The organism is Bacteroides propionicigenes (assembly GCF_018390535.1).
Classification (GTDB): Bacteria; Bacteroidota; Bacteroidia; order Bacteroidales; family Bacteroidaceae; genus Bacteroides; species Bacteroides propionicigenes.
This window is the reverse complement of record NZ_JAHBBW010000002.1, coordinates 281849-300341: the sequence shown is the minus strand read 5'-3', so window position 1 is coordinate 300341 and position 18493 is coordinate 281849. Positions and strand designations below refer to the sequence as shown.

The window sequence follows — 18493 nt, the reverse complement described above, 5'->3', positions numbered from 1 at the left end:
AAAAAGCAAAAGGGCACGATTCTCACGAACCATGCCCTTTTTTATTAATGTATTGTTAACTTTAATTTTCTGTTATTCCGCCATTGCCGGCAGGTTTTCCGTATGGCCTATGCGGTTGGCACATTCTCTTCGTTCATTTCATATACGCTTTTCTCTATATCTTTGTCATAAGCCTTGTGAGCATTGTTCCAACGTGCATATGACATGATGATTTCATTATTTTCGTATTGGTACGACATTTTGAAGTAAGGTGTCCATTGGCTTTTCAGGCTGTCCCATTTGGAGGCGGTTTTGCCGGTCAGACGGTTTTCGTTGTCGTATGTAAATTCATAACGCATATGGTTGTAGAGGTATGTACCGTCTTGCTTGAAGATTGTTTTTGCTACTACCAAGTCATTCTTTACTTCTTCATTGGTAATGAAGTTGTCCTGAGCCTTTACTTCTGAGTTCATTACGCTTACGATAATCATTGCTACGAATGCGATTGCTTTGAATAAATTTGTAGTTTTCATAATCTTTATTTTTTTATTGTTACTATTTCCGTTTTACCTGTAGACGCCGTTTCCGATATAAAAAGTTGCCTTTCCGGATTATCTTTTTTCGAACGCCTTCGCCTAATAAAATTCAAATCCTGTGCCAAAGATGTAAGCTGTTGATTATCAATGGTTATTATATTCTCGTATATGTTCATTATCGGACACTTGTCCGCTCAAGAACGAACACAATGCTTTCTATCTTTTGCCATATTTTTGAAGTTATACGCTTTGCAGATAAGAAACAGAAAAAAACTATTGCTACATTATGGCGTAGGGGATAAATAAAATTATGATAAACAGAAGAATTAGGAAAAAGAGGATAATGGAATGCCGTAATATCACTATTTTTGCTGTATAAAATGAAGCGATAGGAGAACTCTATGAAAAACACAATTGTTGCGATTACTTTGCTTGTCATTATTTTATCAGCTTGTACGTTCCGACGCAGTTATAGTATTCGGCTTGTGCAAATAGATTCGCTGATGTCTTTATCTCCTGATAGTGCTCTTCTTATTTTGGAGAATATTCCAATTCAAGCACTGAAAACAAAGAGTGATAGTGCTTATTATGCCTTACTGCTGATACAGGCGAGAGACAAAAACTTTATTACTCAGACAGATGACTCACTGATACGTTCAGTTGTAGAATATTATGATGTACACGGTAATACAGCAATGCAGGCACGGGCACATTATTTACTGGGAAGTATTTACAGGGATTCCAATAAGCATGGTATGGCAGTGAAAGAATATCTTAAAGCCGCTTTGCTGGGAGAAGAAATCCATAATTATGAGTTGATTGGCAATATTTATGTAAATGCCGGCTACTTGTATTATTTGCAAGATATGCCCGCTAAAGCTGATTCTCTTTTTCGGCTGGGAGAACGGATAGGAAGGTGTTTAAATGATACTTGTATGTGGGTGAACGGTCTTTTGTGGCAAGGTAAGGTGGATTTTCGATGTAAGCGCTATGTTGAGGCGGAGCAGAAGTATTTGGATGCTAATCGAGCATTGGGAAATTTTGGGGATAACAAAACTCGGGCTGTTGTAGCTGGTTCACTGAGTTCTCTTTATAGTAGAATGGGAAAAAAAGAGAAAGCACTTGAATATGCACGTTTGAAGTTTTTTTTAGAAGCAGGTGAGGGGCAGGATTATTCGGATTTTCTGATGTTTGGGGATGCTTTTTATCAAATGGAGCAGTACGATTCAGCAATCTTTTATATTAATAAATGCCTTGATGCAAAGGATTTGTCCATTAAAGCAGGGGGCTATACTCGTTTGGCGGATATAGCATTGTTGTGCGGTGATTCTGTTGAATCACTCAAAATGGAGAGATTACGTTCCATCTATATGGATAGTTTGAATAATTTGTCACAAAGTAATGATATACTTACAGCAGAAAAAGAAGTCTGGATGCAACAGCAGCAGGTACGATACAGAGATTTTTTGAGTCGGTATAAATATGTGCTTTTTGCTGTTATTGTGTTTGGATGTATGGCTATTTATTGTTTCAGAAAATATTATAAATGTAAATATCATAAAAATAGAAAAGTTTTATTGGAGTTGCAGACAGCTTCTTATAGGCAATATGCATTATTTCAAGAGCAGTTAAGGCGGAAAGAGAAGGAAATAGAATTGTTGAAAAATAAGATTAATAACCGATATATAGATGAGAAACAACAGGTGATTTTATCGGAAGAATTACAGGTTAATAAGGGTGAGCATGCAGCTTTGGCAAAAGAAACATTGCTGCATTCTCCAGTGTATGTCAAGTTAAACCTTATCATTACTGATTTTAAATGGAAGGATAAATCGGATAATGTACTGAGTGATAACGAGTGGAAGCAGTTGATTATGGGAGTTAATAGTTATACTAATAATTTGGTATCTCGTGTGTCACTTCAATATAATTTATCTCCTAAGCATACTTGTCTCTGTTGCTTGTTACTTCTTAATTTTCCAGTTACTCATATAGCTTACGTAATGCACTGTACACGCCCTACGGTTTATAACTCTGAACACGATATACTAATGAAGATGGGCGAAAAATATGAAAAAGGAAAGCTAAGAGAATTGCTAAATAATATTAAATAGTACTATTTGGGAGCTTATTTTTATATGTAAACTTTCTTTTTTACACTTGCTTTACACTATTCTGCAAGGGAATCGGTCTACCTTTGTTATCAAATCATAAAAAATAATGGTATGAAACGAATTCTATGTTTAGTGATGTTATTTGCTGTAATAGGTAGTACGACTTTCTTAAATGCCCAGATTCCAAGATTAGTGTATAAGGTGATTCCTTTGACTTATGGGTTTAGTGATAATGGCAATAGAAACTTACCAAATGGTAAGGAGTTTAATCCAAAAGATAGACCTACTACTCGCGGTAATGTATTTCAACCGATAGATGCCTACTTATACGACTCTACAGTAAATATTGATTTTATAGATATATGCGAAAACGTTACTATTACAATTACTCATGTTGTTACTGGAATGGTTGTTTATTCAGAAACAGTAACTAATACTGTGAATGTGTCTATTGATTTAAGTGGAAACAGTAGTGGTGAGTATTTAATTGAAATAACTTCGGATGGAATGTTACTGGAGGGTGGTTTTATTTTGTAACATCATAAATTGAAAAACACAATGAAAAAACAAATAATGGCATTTAATATAATGATAGTGTGCATAACTCTTTCATTTTTTTATACAGCATGTACATCGTCAATAGAAGATAATTTTTTTTATAAAGAAAAAAATGTTGATAGAGTAGCTACAAGATGCTTTGATAGTATTATATATCAAACAGATAAGGAATTATTAGCGGCTAATGGGTATGACACAATAACTATAGCAGATTGTGACTCTTTTTATATAATAGGGACTGATTTAATGTTTCGTAAGCAGTTTCTCCAAGAATGTCGTGAGGCGTCTTCTAAAGAGACTCGTTTAAAATATGGAGGTGTGTTGAATCCAGAAAATAGTCGTATCTTTATTAATATGACGTCAACAGATTATAATTTGGGAGAAATGGTAAAAAAAGCAATAGGGGAGTGGAATAAACTTAATACTCGTCTAAATTTTGCAACTAATGTCAATAATGAAAATAATCATAATCGTCCAACTGTGAAGTTGGAAATGCTTGAGTATCCGTCTGGATTAACTACCAATCAACTGATGACAGTTACTTCGCCTATTAATGGAAAAATAGATTCTAAAGCACAAATCCGTATTAATTTATCATATAAATATTGGGCAGAAATGCCGCAAGCGCAAAAGGAGTTTGCTATTATGCATGCTTTAGGTCACCTTGTAGGTTTGGAACATAGTAATGATGTCAATTCTATTATGCAACCGGAAAGCAATCTTAGCATAAATCCGTCTGGAGCGTGGAGCGGATTCTCATATACTGATGAAGCAAGCATAAAATCCACTTATGAGTTACTTCCTGCAAAAATAGTAGTAAATTATGAACCAAGTGTAATAGAAAAAGATGGTAAAGCTACTCTTAAATTAGATACAGAGTATAATATTTCTTCTACTTATACTTATGATTGGTGTATCAATCCAACATATCGAATAGAGTATAGGATTATTAATGGTTCTCAAAACTGTTGTAGGGTAAATTTAAAAACTAATAATTCGTTTTCTATTAAGTTTGTAAGTAGCGGGAGCTGTAAAGTTATAATAATAGCAACAGACGAAAAAGATAAGAAAGAATATTCGTATAGTCGTGTATATTCTGCATCTTATAACCAACTTATATTCACAACTCCTGATAATATTGAGTTAGGACAATATTATGATTTCAAAGTATCTTATCCATCTACTCTTCCTACAGAACCAATTTATTCTTTTTCTGTAAAAGAACGGTATTTTGGGGAAGTAGGTAACAGTGTTTCCATGGAACAAGTTAGTAATGGACATATGCGGATAAAATTTAATGATTATGGAGCTTATACCATTTCAGCGGGAGTTAGCAACTATTTAGGAATTGCTAAAAAAACATTTGCTTTTACAAAATTGTATCAGCCAACATTTACTTTCACAGATTCTTCTTATGAAGCTGGTGAGCAGTATATATTACCTACTGTTAAGCCTAAGGTACCTACTGGTGAGAATTGGGTATATCCAGGATCCTATATGCTTAATTTTAGTCCGGGACCTCAGTTTGAAGGTAGAATTGTTTTTGACTTAATAACTACTTATCAACAACATTTTTATAAATTAAGAAGAATAGATCGTAGTTTCTTTGATAAGCAAAAGCGTTATATTTATCAAAAAGGAGATAATGCACAAATTAAAATCCCTGATCATGTAATGTATAATCCAGATTCTTTGAACTATACAGATCATTACTCCATTATGTGGTCGATTGCTAAAACAATAAATTATCCAGAAGAGGATAAATGTATGCTTATTCCTTAAATAAAATAATATTTATATGAAACAAATATCAATTATGAAAGTGAATTTATCATTTTTCTATTATATTTTTTTATTGAGCATTTTAGGTGGTTGTTCAGATGACGAATCCAATGAAGCAACCTGTTATCCGAATAGTGAGAGTGGCTATGAACTTATAGATAATATAATAGGAACACAAGAGCTTTCTGAACGTCCCTATTGTAAATCTCCTGATTCGTATGTTTATCTGTATTTAGCTTTAAATGATGATGATTTACGCTTTATACGTTCTCTTCCTACTTATCTAAGCATATTGAATAAGGATGAAACCGAAACTCATTATTTAAGTCACTTTGATCCGTTTGATGTTCTTATAAATCCTACAAGTTGGGGTGAGAAAGCTTATCATTATTGGGATATAACTGAGCATCCTTACGAATCAGAACTTTATAAAAGTAAATATATAACCTATGGTATGCGTATTCGTGTTTCAGAAGTTAGTGGGGAGTATAAGTTTGCTATTCGCCTTACACAACCTTCAACTAATACGTTTCGTATAACAAGAACATATTCATTGAAAATACTTCCGGTTGTGGATGAGGCAGGAGATATAACTTGGGGATATATTGTAAGTCTTGTAAAATGAAAAATTGGGTAATTAAAAAATGAAAGGAATGAATAGGCTATATTTTTATAGTATACTTTTTAGTATGCTTGCAGGAGTTTGTGCCTGTTCGGATGATGATAATATATCTGAAACTTCTGATTATAATATGAAGTATTTGGAGAGCTATATTTACCCATCAAACCATGAAAGTAATATAGGCGTTTCGGGGCTTAGCGGGCAGATTCAATTATATATGGATTTCACAGAAGAAGAATATAAGATGTTGTCTTCTGCCCCTGTATATGGGCGTATTTTTCAGCCTGATTATGTTTATTACCTATTGAGCTTTTATACTCCGGGGTTTACCACTGAGTATGGGTATCGTATGTCTATAGGGAAAATAAATAATGCGGAAAACAGGGAGACTTATGTATCTTTCTTAGGTGTGTATTATCCGCCTGTGAAAGGTGAGTACTCTTTTGCTATATTGTTGACACAGCCGCAGACAAATACTATATATGTTACCAAGTTGCATGAATTTTCTGTTTCTCAGAAAGTGGATGAGGCGGGAGAAACAAAGTGGTACATAAGCACGAAGAAAGGTGATGTGTGGCCAACTTTTCTTTAAGAATGGGCTATATCTTATCAATGTGGGTGAAAGAAATAGAGAATATGAGTACTTTGAATATTGCCTGTTCTTTTTTGTGGTATACGCTATATTTCTATGATGATTGCATTGTGTCGTCATGAATAGGATGAATACTCCCATAACTTATAAATATTTGATTATTAATGACTATATTCATTTTTAATTCCGTATATTTGGAGAACACCAAATCTGATAAGTTATGAAAACAAGAACTTTGCTATTTACATTAGTGCTTTGTGCTTTTTTCAGTTGTGATGATGATGAAGATTCTAACTTTTATAAACCTCGGCCTTTGCAGGTCAATTCTCCCATGGAATTTTGTGCTGTGCCGGATAAAGAACCCATTTTTAAGATTTATCCTCATAAAGATATTCAGCTACTTGGAGCGGGGTATGATATTACAAAAGATTATTTGAGTTTTGAGGCTGTAAGGGCCCCGGTCTTTGATTTACAGTTGGTAGAGAAGAACGGTACATCTATACGCACTCTTCCGTCTCGGAGTGGTTTTCCCACTAATCTTATGGGAGAAGATCCGCTAAAGTTCTTGAGGCGGGTAGCTGATATTTCTCGTGTAGAAACCTATGAGTTTTCAGATCCCCTGTTTGCGGGGGCTTTGCTTAAACATCCGGAATTTCAGGCAGGCTATGCGCATTCATCACAATTTTCTTTTGTTAGTTGTCAACAAACCTATACTAAATATGGTGTAGGGTTCAATAGTTCTTTTTGGGCTTTTTACCCGGATGCAGAACTTTGTTTTACCACTGATTTCAGGAATGATATTCAAAATTTGGCACCGGAAGAAATTGTCAAGAAGTATGGTACACATATTTTGAAACGTACAGGATTGGGAATGCGCTATAAGAGTTTGTTCCGTACCACCATTCCGGAATTGCTTTCATTTGGAGATAAATCTCAAAGCGTTTTATTATATTATACACTTAATAAAATGGCGGAGATAGGAATTGGAACGGGGACTATTCCAATAACAGATGAGAGACTGCCTAAAGGAGCAGGCGGGCAATTAATCATGGAATTTTGTGGGGGGAATACATCTCTGCTTTCTTTACCTCCCGTAGAAAAAGAACTTATAGAATGGTTCGGTACCGATCCGGATGAGACAAACTATGCGCTTACCTATATAGAAACGATTCCTATTTACAGAGTAATAAGTGATAAGACTAAAAAGGCACAGCTACAAGAGGCTGTGAAAGCATATATCGCTGAAAATACACTGAAAGTAGTAGCCACCGTACCTTTAATTCAGGCTTGGAGTGGGTATAATTATGCTTATTTCAATTCTTATGAGGCTTGTTCGGCAAAAAGTGAATGTAAATATGAAGGGGCTATATGTTCCCTGTACCAAAATCAGGAAGAAAATACCGCCCCGCTCTATACTTATAAGCAGGGAATTCTTCAAAGACTCTCTATGAATAGTGAGAAAGCGGGTAGTGATAAAGTGATGATAGGCTATATTTACGATTCACCTCAAAAGGGAAGCGTCCCTCTGTTTGAGGCTACTGACGGTAAAGGATATTATTATACTGTGGCGGATAAAGCAAGTTATGATAAACGAGGTGATTGGAGAAAAATCGGAATCGTAGGGTATGTAATGCCATTATAGGGCATCATTTATTAAATCTCCTTAATGAAAACCTTGTAAATCACTTTTTATTTGTTATTTTGCACCAAATTTAGGATAAGTGCGGTCTGTTCGGTTCAGACTGCACTTCCTTATTGGTAAACGTTCGATGAATAAACTCACTATTAAAGCTTGTCCGGTATGTGGTGGAACGCATTTGGAGCGTATCCTGACCTGCGTAGACCATTATGCTTCGGGTGAAGTATTCCACTTGTGCCGTTGCAGGGACTGTGGTTTTATATTGACTCAGGATTTTCCCGTAGAAGCGGAAATTGGACGCTATTATGAAACTCCCGATTATATATCCCATTCAGATACGAAAAAAGGGGTGATGAACTCCGTATACCATTGGGTGCGCAGCTATATGTTGAAGCGCAAAGCCCGTTTGGTGACGCATGAGGCACATCGTAAAACAGGACGTTTGCTGGACATCGGTACGGGAACCGGTTATTTTGCCGATACAATGAGGCGTTGCGGCTGGCAGGTGGAAGCTATTGAGAAGAATGCCCGTGCACGTGCTTTTGCCAAAGAGCATTTCGGCTTGGAGGTAAAGCCCGATACGGCGTTGAAAGATTTTGAACCGGATAGTTTTGATGTCATTACCCTGTGGCACGTAATGGAGCACCTTGAATCGCTGAATGAGACTTGGGAATCGCTGAATTCGTTGCTGACGGAAAAAGGAGTGCTGATTGTAGCCGTACCCAACTGCTCTTCGTACGACGCCAAGAAATACGGAGCTTATTGGGCTGCCTACGATGTGCCCCGGCATTTGTGGCATTTCACTCCCGGCACTATCCAACGGTTGGGTTCCAAGCATGGCTTTATTTTGGCGGAACGTCATCCCATGCCGTTTGACGCGTTCTACGTGTCCATGTTGACAGAGAAAAATATGCGCCGTTCGTGCCCGTTCATGCGGGGTATGATTACCGGTACATTGGCATGGTTCCATGCGTTGGTAAAGAAAGAGCGCAGCAGTTCCATGATTTATGTGTTTCGTAAAAAAAGGTGATTTAATGAAAGCTAAACGTAATTCGGTATCCTATTTTGATATGCAGTTCATCACATCCAGCATAAGTACTACATTGGTATTGCTGTTGTTGGGCTTGGTGGTGTTCTTTGTATTGGGGGCTCACAATCTTTCCGTGTACGTAAAGGAGAATATCAACTTCTCTATTCTTATCAGTGATGATATGAAAGAGAGCGATATTCTGAAACTGCAGAAGAAGTTGGATAAAGAGCCGTTTGTGAAGGAGACTGAATATATCTCCAAGAAACAGGCGCTTCGCGAACAAACCGAGGCGATGGGGACAGACCCGCAGGAGTTCCTCGGCTATAATCCTTTTACGGCGTCCATCGAGATTAAGCTGCATTCGGATTATGCCAATTCGGACAGCATTGCCAAGATAGAGAAGAAAATCAAGAAAAATACGAATATTCAGGAAGTGCTTTATCAGAAAGACCTGATAGATGCGGTGAATGATAATATCCGCAATATCAGCCTGATGCTGTTGGGGCTGGCTGTCATTCTTACTTTCATTTCCTTTGCGTTGATAAACAATACAATCCGTCTGACTATCTATTCCAAACGCTTCCTTATTCATACAATGAAGCTGGTGGGGGCAAGCTGGAGCTTTATCAGGCGTCCGTTCTTGCGGCGTAATTTCTGGATAGGCGTGTTGTCGGCTGTCATTGCCGATGCTGTCCTGTGGGGAGCCGCCTATTGGCTGGTTTCTTATGAGCCGGAATTAATCAGGGTGATTACGCCTGAGGTGATGTTGCTGGTTTCCGTTGCCGTACTGGTGTTTGGAGTGCTCATTACTTGGCTGTGTGCGTTGCTTTCTATCAATAAGTATCTGAGGATGAAAGCGAGCACGTTATATTATATATAGGAGTTTAATAATAAATGTAAATAGATGAGTAAACAGAAGTTCGCTTTTGACAAGACCAATTTTATTTTGCTTGCTGTCGGTATGGCGGTGGTAATACTTGGTTTTATTTTAATGACCGGTCCCGTATCTACACCGACACACTTTGAACCGGACATTTTTAGTGTAAGACGCATTAAAGTGGCTCCATTGGTCTGCCTGTTGGGGTTTGTATTCATGATATATGCCGTATTGCGTAAACCGAAAACAAAAGAAGAAACAAAAGAGTGATTATGGGAGATTTGAGTACGCTTGAAGTGATTATTATAGCTATCGTAGAGGGATTGACGGAGTTCTTGCCGGTTTCTTCTACGGGACACATGATTATTGCACAGAATCTGTTGGGCATAGAGAGTACGGAATTTGTAAAAGCCTTTACGGTGATTATACAGTTCGGTGCAATCCTTTCGGTAGTTTGGTTGTATTGGAAGCGTTTTTTCCGTTTAAACCATACTCCGGTTCCGGCAGGAGCTTCTGCATTGAAGCGTTTTCTGCATAAGTTCGACTTTTACTGGAAGTTGCTGGTGGCATTTGTTCCGGCGGCTGTATTGGGATTCCTGTTCAGTGACAAGATTGACGAGATGCTGGAAAGTGTGACTGTGGTGGCTGTAATGCTTGTGATTGGCGGTGTGTTCATGCTGTTCTGCGACAAGATATTCTCTAAAGGCAGTGAAGATACTGTCCTGACGGAGAAGAAGGCTTTTAATATCGGTCTGTTCCAGTGTATTGCAATGATACCGGGCGTGTCTCGTTCCATGGCGACGATTGTCGGCGGTATGGCACAGAAAATGACTCGCAAGGCTGCGGCAGAGTTCTCTTTCTTCCTGGCTGTTCCCACGATGTTTGCGGCTACGGTCTATAAAATGTTGAAACTCTTTCTGGACGGTGGAACGGAGATTATCGTGAATAATATGCCGGCATTGATACTTGGCAATGTGGTGGCTTTCGTGGTGGCTTTGCTTGCCATTAAGTTCTTTATCAGCTTCGTGACGAAATATGGTTTCAAGGCATTCGGCTGGTATCGCATCATCGTAGGAGGGATTATCCTTCTGTTGTTGCTTACAGGACATAATTTAGAAGTAGTGTGATGATGAATTTTAAAGAAGGAGAAGTTCTGTATTTCAATAAGCCGTTGGGATGGACATCGTTCAAGGTCGTAGGCCATGCGCGCTATCATATCTGCCGGCGGATGAAAGTAAAGAAATTGAAAGTTGGTCATGCGGGCACACTCGACCCTCTCGCTACGGGAGTGATGATAGTGTGTACGGGCAAGGCTACAAAGCGGATTGAAGAATTCCAGTATCACACCAAGGAGTATGTTGCCACCATCCGGTTGGGTGCTACCACTCCTTCCTATGATTTGGAGCATGAGATAGATGCTACCTATCCTACGGAACACATCACGAGGGAGCTGGTAGAGGAGACTCTGAAAAAATTTATCGGTGAGATACAGCAAGTGCCCCCCGCTTTCTCGGCCTGCATGGTGAACGGAAAGCGTGCCTATGACCTTGCCCGCAAAGGCGAAGAAGTGGAGTTGAAGCCCAAGTTGCTGGTGATTGACGAGATTGAATTGCTGGAATGCAACCTGCCGGAAATCAAGGTTCGGGTGGTGTGCAGCAAGGGCACTTACATCCGCGCTTTGGCGCGTGACATCGGTGAGGCGTTGAATAGCGGCGCCCACCTCACGGCTTTGGAGCGTACCCGTGTAGGGGAAGTCCATATAGAAGATTGCCTTAACCCGCTTGATTTCAAAGAGTGGATAGACGGACAAGAAGTCGTAATAGAAGAAAATTGATTATTAACATCGTGCTGTTGTCTTGCGCTTCGTCGGCACATTGGCACATCAGCATATTAGCACATTATAATTATGAAACTGTCGCAATTTAAATTTAAACTTCCTGAAGAGAAGATTGCCTTACATCCTACAAGGTATAGAGATGAGTCACGCTTGATGGTACTACACAGAAAGACGGGCGAAATCGAACACCGTATGTTCAAGGATATATTGGAGTATTTCGATGATAAGGATGTATTTATCTTTAATGATACGAAGGTGTTTCCGGCCCGTTTGTACGGTAACAAGGAAAAGACCGGCGCCCGTATTGAGGTTTTTCTGTTGCGTGAGTTGAATGAAGAGTTGCGTTTATGGGATGTGCTGGTAGATCCTGCCCGTAAAATCCGTATCGGCAACAAACTCTATTTTGGTGAAGACGATTCCATGGTGGCTGAGGTGATTGACAATACTACCTCACGCGGACGTACCCTTCGCTTCCTTTATGACGGGCCGCATGATGAGTTCAAGAAAGCCCTGTACGCATTGGGCGAAACGCCGCTGCCGCACAGCATCATCAACCGTCCCGTGGAACCGGAAGATTCGGAACGCTTCCAGTCCATCTTTGCCCGTAACGAAGGTGCTGTAACAGCCCCGACGGCAAGTCTCCATTTCAGCCGTGAACTGATGAAGCGCATGGAGATTAAGGGGATAGACTTTGCTTACATTACGCTGCATGCCGGCTTGGGTAACTTCCGCGATATCGATGTGGAGGACCTCACTAAACATAAAACGGATTCCGAACAAATGATTGTCACGGAAGAAGCTGTAAAGGTTGTGAACCGTGCCAAGGACTTTAACAGACAGGTATGTGCCGTAGGTACTACGGTGATGCGTGCGATAGAGAGCACTGTCAGCACAGACGGCCATTTGAAGGAATACGAGGGTTGGACAAATAAGTTCATCTTCCCGCCGTATGACTTTACGGTTGCCAATGCAATGGTGTCCAACTTCCATATGCCGCTTTCCACCCTGTTGATGATTGTTGCCGCCTTCGGCGGTTACGACCAGGTGATGGAAGCCTACAATGTGGCGTTGAAGGAAGATTACCGCTTCGGTACGTATGGCGATGCGATGCTGATTACAGATAAATAATTAAGTAATGAAGAATTCTTCATTCTTGATATTCTTCGGTCTGGGGACTAATCTTGGCGACAAGGAGCATAATCTTCGTCTCGCCGTCCGGAAAATAGAAGAGCGGGTAGGGAAAGTGATTTCCCTGTCCGCTTTTTACGCTACTGCCCCGTGGGGGTTCTCCTCGGAGAATACGTTTCTGAATGCGGTAGTCTGCGCGGAGACGCTTCTTCCGCCGCTGCCTGTCCTGCATCTCACCCAAGAGATAGAGCGTGAAATAGGACGTACGCGGAAATCCGCCGGGGGAGTATACAGTGATAGGCTGATAGATATAGACTTATTGCTCTGTTTTACAATTGGCGGAACTCTTGTCCGCCTTGATGCGCCCGAACTGAAATTGCCGCATCCGCTGATGTGTGAACGTGATTTTGTGATGCGTCCGCTAAAGGAAATTTATCCACCGGGGTCGGAAATTGCATTGCCTGTATGGACCGACTTGGAAGAAATGCTGCAGGGGAAGTAATAAATCTGTGTTAATCTGTGTAATCTGTTGTGGAGTATACGGAATTTCTCTTTATCTTTGCAGCCGAAAATGATATGTGGAAAGATTTGAGTAGCTTGCAACCACAGAAAAAAATGCTAAAACACATCCTTTTCTGACGGTACTACACTGTACCGGGACTTGCATACCTACTCATTGATGACGCTTCCCCCTCATTTCCGTTTTTAATTGTTCATTCTTAATTTTTAATTGAAATGGGATATTTATTCACATCCGAATCGGTGTCTGAAGGACACCCCGACAAAGTGGCCGATCAAATATCGGACGCTGTGCTTGACAAACTGTTGGCTTACGACCCCAGTTCGAAAGTAGCTTGCGAAACTCTGGTTACTACCGGACAGGTGGTGCTGGCTGGAGAAGTGAAAACCAAGGCGTATGTTGATCTTCAACTCATTGCGCGTGAAGTAATTAAGAAAATCGGCTATACCAAAGGCGAGTATATGTTCGAGAGTAATTCGTGCGGCGTGCTTTCCGCCATCCACGAACAGAGTCCCGATATCAACCGGGGTGTGGAACGCCAAGACCCTATGGAACAAGGTGCGGGCGATCAGGGTATGATGTTCGGTTACGCCACCAATGAGACGGAAAATTATATGCCGCTTTCATTGGATCTTGCTCATCGCATTCTGCAAGTATTGGCGGACATCCGTCGAGAAGGAGAGGTAATGACTTATCTCCGCCCGGACTCCAAAAGCCAGGTAACCATTGAATATGACGATAATGGCAATCCCGTACGTATCGATACAATCGTAGTTTCCACTCAGCATGATGATTTCATTCTGCCTGCCGATGACAGCGACGCTGCCCGGTTGAAGGCGGATGAGGAGATGCTGGGTATCATCCGTAATGATGTCATTAATATTCTGATGCCCCGCGTCATTGCTTCTATTCACCATGAGAAGGTATTGTCGTTGTTTAACGATAATATCAAATATCACGTTAACCCTACGGGCAAGTTTGTAATCGGCGGTCCTCATGGAGATACCGGCTTGACCGGACGCAAGATTATTGTAGACACTTACGGCGGTAAGGGTGCACATGGCGGTGGCGCCTTCTCCGGTAAAGACCCCAGCAAAGTAGACCGTAGCGCTGCATACGCTGCCCGTCATATAGCCAAGAATCTGGTTGCTGCCGGTGTAGCGGACGAAATGTTGGTGCAGGTGTCTTATGCCATCGGTGTGGCGCGTCCTATCAATATATATGTAAACACTTACGGTCGCGCTCATGTAAATATGAGCGACGGTGAGATAGCCAAGAAGATTGATGAAATCTTCGACCTTCGTCCGAAAGCTATCGAAGACCGTTTGAAGTTGCGTAATCCTATCTATCAGGAAACTGCCGCCTACGGTCATATGGGACGCGAGCCGCAAGTCATCACCAAGCGTTTCAAGTCTCGTTATGAAGGCGACAAGGATGTGACTGTTGAGCTTTTCACATGGGAAAAATTGGATTACGTTGATAAAGTGAAAACCGCCTTCGGTATCTAATTCTTCGTTCTTTATTTTTCATTCTTCATTAAACAGTAATCAGCATAGCTTTACAAGCTATTTATTATAGAAAGCTGCCTTTCTGCCTCCGGAATATTCCGAAGCAGAATGAGCAGCTTCTTTTTTCAAATCTCCTTAAAATCATATACCTTTGCAACAAGTATAATTGATATAGCTAAAAGACGATGAATAAAATAACCTCCGTATGTGTGTACAGCGCTTCAAGTACCAAGATTGACCCGGTTTATTTCGATGCGGCCCATGAGTTGGGAACGTTGCTGGGGCAGCGGCATATCCGTTTGATTAATGGTGCAGGCAATATGGGACTTATGTCTGCCGTTTCGGATGCGGCACTTGCTGCGGGAGGTGAAGTTACCGGAGTGATACCCCGTTTTATGGTCGAACAGGGATGGCATCATACGGGATTGACTGAACTTGTGGAGGTGGAAAGTATGCACGAGCGCAAGAAAATGATGGCGGATTTGAGTGATGCCGTGATAGCGCTGCCCGGTGGTTGCGGTACTCTGGAAGAATTGCTTGAAGTCATAACTTGGAAACAATTGGGACTTTATCTGAATCCGATAGTTATACTGAATGTAAAAGGCTATTTCGACCCGTTGCTCGCCATGCTCCGGAAAGCCGTAGAAGAGAATTTTATGCGTGCGCAGCATGGCGCTATCTGGCATGTGGCGGAAACAGCGGGGGAAGCTGTTGAATTGGTACATACCACTCCTTTGTGGGATGCCTCCATTCGTAAGTTTGCAGCAATATGATAAACCTGTTGATGACATGGGCGACAGGAGGAGCTGAAGGGATTCCCATTCCTTATTCTCCAAGAATGGACGATGGTCTTACCATTGTCTTGTTGTGCTGTTTTTTTCTTTCGGCCTATGTCCTTTCACGCAGCCGCCGGTTCTTGTTGCAACTGGTAAAGGATTTCTTGCTGCATCGTGAGCGCACCAGTATATTTGCCACTTCGACGGCAGGTGATATGCGCTATCTGTTGCTGTTGATTCTACAAACCTGTGTTCTTGTCGGTGTCTGTATTTTTAATTATTGCAATGATATTCAGCCGGAGTTGGTACACCATGTCCCGCCCTTTATGTTACTGGTAATTTATATCGGGGTCGGTATGCTGTATCTATTTTTGAAGTGGATTGTCTATTCCGTACTGGGTTGGATTTTTTTTGACGAAAGTGTCACGGCGCTTTGGCTCGAATCGTATTCTACCCTACTTTATTACCTCGGATTTGCCCTTTTTCCATTCGCTCTATTTATTGTCTATTTCGATTTAAGTCTGCAACTTACAGTGATAATTGGATTGATTTTAGCCTTTTTTACTAAAATATTGATGTTATATAAGTGGTTAAAGCTTTTTTGTAACAATTTACATGGCAGTTTCCTTTTAATTTTGTACTTTTGTGCCCTTGAAATCATGCCTTGTTTCATGTTATATCAGGGGATGATGCAACTAAACGATTATTTGATAATAAAATTTTAGGACGTTGAAAATTAAGAAAGTACTTGTGTCGCAGCCGAAACCGGCATCAGAGAAATCTCCTTACTACGACATTGCAGAGAAGTACGGTGTGAAGATCGATTTTCGCCCGTTTATCAAAGTAGAGAGCCTTTCAGCGAAAGAGTTCAGACAGCAAAAAGTGTCTATATTGGACCATACTGCCGTGATTTTCACTTCGCGTCATGCAATCGATCACTTTTTTCATCTTTGTACGGAATTGCGTGTGACAATCCCCGAAACCATGAAATATTTCTGTGTAACGGAGACGATTGCCTTGTACATCCAGAAGTATGTACAATACCGCAAGCGTAAGATTTTCTTTGGAAATACCGGAAAGTTTGACGATTTGTTGCCTTCGATTGTAAAGCATAAGACTGAAAAGTACTTAGTGCCAATGTCGGATGTGCATACAGAAGAAATTAAGAATTTGCTGGATAAAAGCAAGATTCAGCATACGGAAGTAGTTATGTATCGTACGGTAAGTAATGACTTTACTCCGGACGAGAAGTTTGATTACGATATGTTGGTGTTCTTTAGTCCTGCAGGTGTGTCTTCTTTGAAGAAGAATTTCCCGGATTTCGAACAGAAAGAAATTAAGATCGGAACCTTCGGTTCTACAACAGCGCAAGCTGTGCGTGACGCCGGACTTCGTTTGGATTTGGAAGCTCCCAGCGTACAGGCGCCCTCTATGACGGCAGCGCTCGATATGTTCATTAAGGAGAACAACAAAGGAAAGTGAAAGGAAGTATGAGTTATGAATTATAAGTTATAAGTCCGTTGGCTTGTGGCTTGTAGTTGTAACAATAGAAATTACGGGCTACAGGTGTGGTATTTTAGATGTCGCAAACCTTGTAGCTCGTTTTTTATAATTCTTCATTTTTCATTCCTAATTTTATAGTTTATTCATGGCAAATACCTTACATAAAGTCGAAAGACTGGATAAAAAAAAGATTATAGAGAAGATGTTTGCGGGCGGTTCGCGCTCGTTCTCGGTCTTCCCGTTGCGTGTGGTGTATTTGCCAGTAGAGGAGTTGGAGGCGGATGCTTCCATCCTCATCAGTGTTTCAAAGCGGCGTTTCAAACGTGCGGTGAAGCGTAACCGTGTGAAGCGTCAGATACGCGAAGCGTATCGTGTAAACAAGCACGGGTTGCTGAGTGTGTTGGCGGAAAAGAAATGCCGGCTGGCGATTGCCTTTATTTACCTCTCCGACCAGTTGGTAGAATCTTCCGTAATAGAGGACAGGGTGAAGACAGCCTTGGCACGTATTGCCGAGAAAGTGGCGGTACAAGATACAGATGCAGCCGTAACCCTTCCTAAACCATGAAACGCTTGCTCTCATATCTGTTGTTGCTTCCTATTTATTTTTACCGGAAGTGCATTTCACCCATGACTTCCCCGTCGTGCAGATTTACTCCTACCTGTTCTCAATACGCAGTTGAGGCCATTAAGAAGCACGGTCCTTTTAAGGGGCTTTATCTGGCGATAAAACGTATTTTACGTTGTCATCCTTGGGGTGGCTCCGGATATGACCCTGTCCCATGAAGTCTCTTGTTGACATACACGCGCATCGGTCGCCGCAAATGCCCGGAACGGCTATTGTGAACTGTTATCCCGACGTTTTTGCTCCGAAGACGGGGGAATGGTATTCGGTGGGCATACATCCCTGGCATATCCCGGCAACTGTTACTCCGGCTATTCGGCATGAAATGGATATTCTGGCTTTTTTAGCCGGGCATCCGCAGGTTCTTGCCATAGGAGAAGCCGGTCTGGATAAATTGGCTGGCGTCCCGCAGGCTGTACAGGTAGAGGTTTTTGAATATCAGGCGCGGCTGTCTATGGAACTGGGCAAGCCTTTGGTCATTCACTTGGTAAAGGCTGTGGATGAATTGCTGAAACTGAAACAGCAGATACGGCCGGCCAACCCCTGGATTATTCATGGCTTTCGCGGAAAGGCGGTCCTTGCGAAAGAATACCTGAGGCACGGGTTTTATCTCTCTTTCGGGGAGAAGTATCAGGAAGAAGCCTTGCGGATTACTCCTTCCGACCGTTTGTTTTTAGAGACTGACGAGAGCGATGTGCCAATTGCGGATTTGTATAGCCGGGCAGCTCAAGCCCGTTGCGTTTCTTTGTCCGAACTTACGGAAGCGGTGCAGGAAAATATCGCCAAAGTCTTTTTTAAACAATAAGAGTTGTTTGTTAGGATAAAGAGTCGTACTTTTGTCGCAGACAAAGTATAAATCAAATAATTAAT

Annotated in this window: 21 protein-coding genes; 20 read left to right on the top strand and 1 reads right to left on the bottom strand. The window is 41.0% G+C overall.

What is annotated here, in order from left to right; genetic code table 11:
• Window positions 1-107: 107 nt before the first annotated feature.
• A complete protein-coding gene (locus tag KG118_RS04025; protein ID WP_117710485.1) occupies window positions 108-512 on the bottom strand; it encodes a DUF3836 domain-containing protein in 405 nt (134 codons plus the stop codon).
• 404 nt (window positions 513-916) lie between these two features.
• On the opposite strand from KG118_RS04025, the gene KG118_RS04020 reads away from it, so the two are divergent.
• The 20 genes from KG118_RS04020 to KG118_RS03925 all read left to right on the top strand — a co-directional run bounded on the left by KG118_RS04020 (window position 917) and on the right by KG118_RS03925 (window position 18428).
• Window positions 917-2629, top strand: a complete 1713-nt coding sequence (locus KG118_RS04020; protein ID WP_117710484.1) for a tetratricopeptide repeat protein — start codon at window positions 917-919, stop codon at window positions 2627-2629.
• Between the two features lie 111 nt (window positions 2630-2740).
• A complete protein-coding gene (locus KG118_RS04015) occupies window positions 2741-3166 on the top strand; it encodes a DUF3244 domain-containing protein (protein WP_117710483.1) in 426 nt (141 codons plus the stop codon).
• A 21-nt stretch (window positions 3167-3187) separates the two neighbouring features.
• On the top strand, window positions 3188-4969 hold the full coding sequence (locus KG118_RS04010) for a matrixin family metalloprotease (RefSeq protein ID WP_117710482.1): 1782 nt from the start codon (window positions 3188-3190) through the stop codon (window positions 4967-4969).
• Between the two features lie 16 nt (window positions 4970-4985).
• On the top strand, window positions 4986-5594 hold the full coding sequence (locus tag KG118_RS04005; protein ID WP_147331357.1) for a hypothetical protein: 609 nt from the start codon (window positions 4986-4988) through the stop codon (window positions 5592-5594).
• Between the two features lie 19 nt (window positions 5595-5613).
• Complete coding sequence (locus KG118_RS04000; RefSeq protein ID WP_147331356.1) at window positions 5614-6183, top strand: hypothetical protein; 570 nt, start codon at window positions 5614-5616, stop codon at window positions 6181-6183.
• Between the two features lie 220 nt (window positions 6184-6403).
• Window positions 6404-7825 (top strand): MAC/perforin domain-containing protein, encoded by a 1422-nt coding sequence (locus tag KG118_RS03995; RefSeq protein ID WP_117710479.1) that lies wholly within the window; start codon window positions 6404-6406, stop codon window positions 7823-7825.
• Between the two features lie 127 nt (window positions 7826-7952).
• On the top strand, window positions 7953-8852 hold the full coding sequence (locus tag KG118_RS03990) for a class I SAM-dependent methyltransferase (RefSeq protein WP_117710478.1): 900 nt from the start codon (window positions 7953-7955) through the stop codon (window positions 8850-8852).
• 4 nt (window positions 8853-8856) lie between these two features.
• Window positions 8857-9732 carry a cell division protein FtsX gene (locus KG118_RS03985; protein ID WP_117710477.1) on the top strand — a complete coding sequence of 292 codons (876 nt, stop codon included), beginning with the start codon at window positions 8857-8859 and terminating at the stop codon, window positions 9730-9732.
• A 24-nt stretch (window positions 9733-9756) separates the two neighbouring features.
• The gene (locus KG118_RS03980; RefSeq protein ID WP_117710476.1) at window positions 9757-9999 is read left to right on the top strand and encodes a DUF3098 domain-containing protein; all 243 of its coding nucleotides are present in this window, start codon (window positions 9757-9759) and stop codon (window positions 9997-9999) included.
• A 2-nt stretch (window positions 10000-10001) separates the two neighbouring features.
• Window positions 10002-10856 carry an undecaprenyl-diphosphate phosphatase gene (locus tag KG118_RS03975; RefSeq protein WP_117710593.1) on the top strand — a complete coding sequence of 285 codons (855 nt, stop codon included), beginning with the start codon at window positions 10002-10004 and terminating at the stop codon, window positions 10854-10856.
• Window positions 10856-11563, top strand: a complete 708-nt coding sequence (truB, locus tag KG118_RS03970) for a tRNA pseudouridine(55) synthase TruB (protein ID WP_117710475.1) — start codon at window positions 10856-10858, stop codon at window positions 11561-11563. The genes KG118_RS03975 and truB overlap by 1 nt, the downstream gene beginning before the upstream one ends.
• Window positions 11564-11635: 72 nt before the next feature.
• Window positions 11636-12694, top strand: coding sequence for a tRNA preQ1(34) S-adenosylmethionine ribosyltransferase-isomerase QueA (queA, locus tag KG118_RS03965; protein WP_117710474.1), 1059 nt, complete (start codon window positions 11636-11638; stop codon window positions 12692-12694).
• 7 nt (window positions 12695-12701) lie between these two features.
• The gene (folK, locus tag KG118_RS03960) at window positions 12702-13196 is read left to right on the top strand and encodes a 2-amino-4-hydroxy-6-hydroxymethyldihydropteridine diphosphokinase (protein WP_117710473.1); all 495 of its coding nucleotides are present in this window, start codon (window positions 12702-12704) and stop codon (window positions 13194-13196) included.
• Between the two features lie 233 nt (window positions 13197-13429).
• The gene (gene metK, locus KG118_RS03955) at window positions 13430-14722 is read left to right on the top strand and encodes a methionine adenosyltransferase (RefSeq protein WP_117710472.1); all 1293 of its coding nucleotides are present in this window, start codon (window positions 13430-13432) and stop codon (window positions 14720-14722) included.
• A 185-nt stretch (window positions 14723-14907) separates the two neighbouring features.
• Window positions 14908-15495: an LOG family protein gene (locus KG118_RS03950; RefSeq protein WP_117710471.1), complete on the top strand. Its 588-nt coding sequence runs from the start codon at window positions 14908-14910 to the stop codon at window positions 15493-15495.
• Window positions 15492-16223: a DUF4271 domain-containing protein gene (locus KG118_RS03945; protein ID WP_117710470.1), complete on the top strand. Its 732-nt coding sequence runs from the start codon at window positions 15492-15494 to the stop codon at window positions 16221-16223. The genes KG118_RS03950 and KG118_RS03945 overlap by 4 nt, the downstream gene beginning before the upstream one ends.
• A gap of 4 nt (window positions 16224-16227) precedes the next feature.
• On the top strand, window positions 16228-16980 hold the full coding sequence (locus KG118_RS03940; protein WP_117710469.1) for a uroporphyrinogen-III synthase: 753 nt from the start codon (window positions 16228-16230) through the stop codon (window positions 16978-16980).
• A gap of 166 nt (window positions 16981-17146) precedes the next feature.
• Window positions 17147-17566: a ribonuclease P protein component gene (rnpA, locus tag KG118_RS03935; RefSeq protein WP_117710468.1), complete on the top strand. Its 420-nt coding sequence runs from the start codon at window positions 17147-17149 to the stop codon at window positions 17564-17566.
• Entirely contained in the window at window positions 17563-17784 is a 222-nt protein-coding gene (yidD, locus tag KG118_RS03930) for a membrane protein insertion efficiency factor YidD (protein WP_009122051.1), read from the top strand. Before rnpA ends, yidD begins: the two co-directional genes overlap by 4 nt.
• On the top strand, window positions 17781-18428 hold the full coding sequence (locus tag KG118_RS03925) for a TatD family hydrolase (protein WP_117710467.1): 648 nt from the start codon (window positions 17781-17783) through the stop codon (window positions 18426-18428). The genes yidD and KG118_RS03925 overlap by 4 nt, the downstream gene beginning before the upstream one ends.
• Window positions 18429-18493 lie beyond the last annotated feature (65 nt).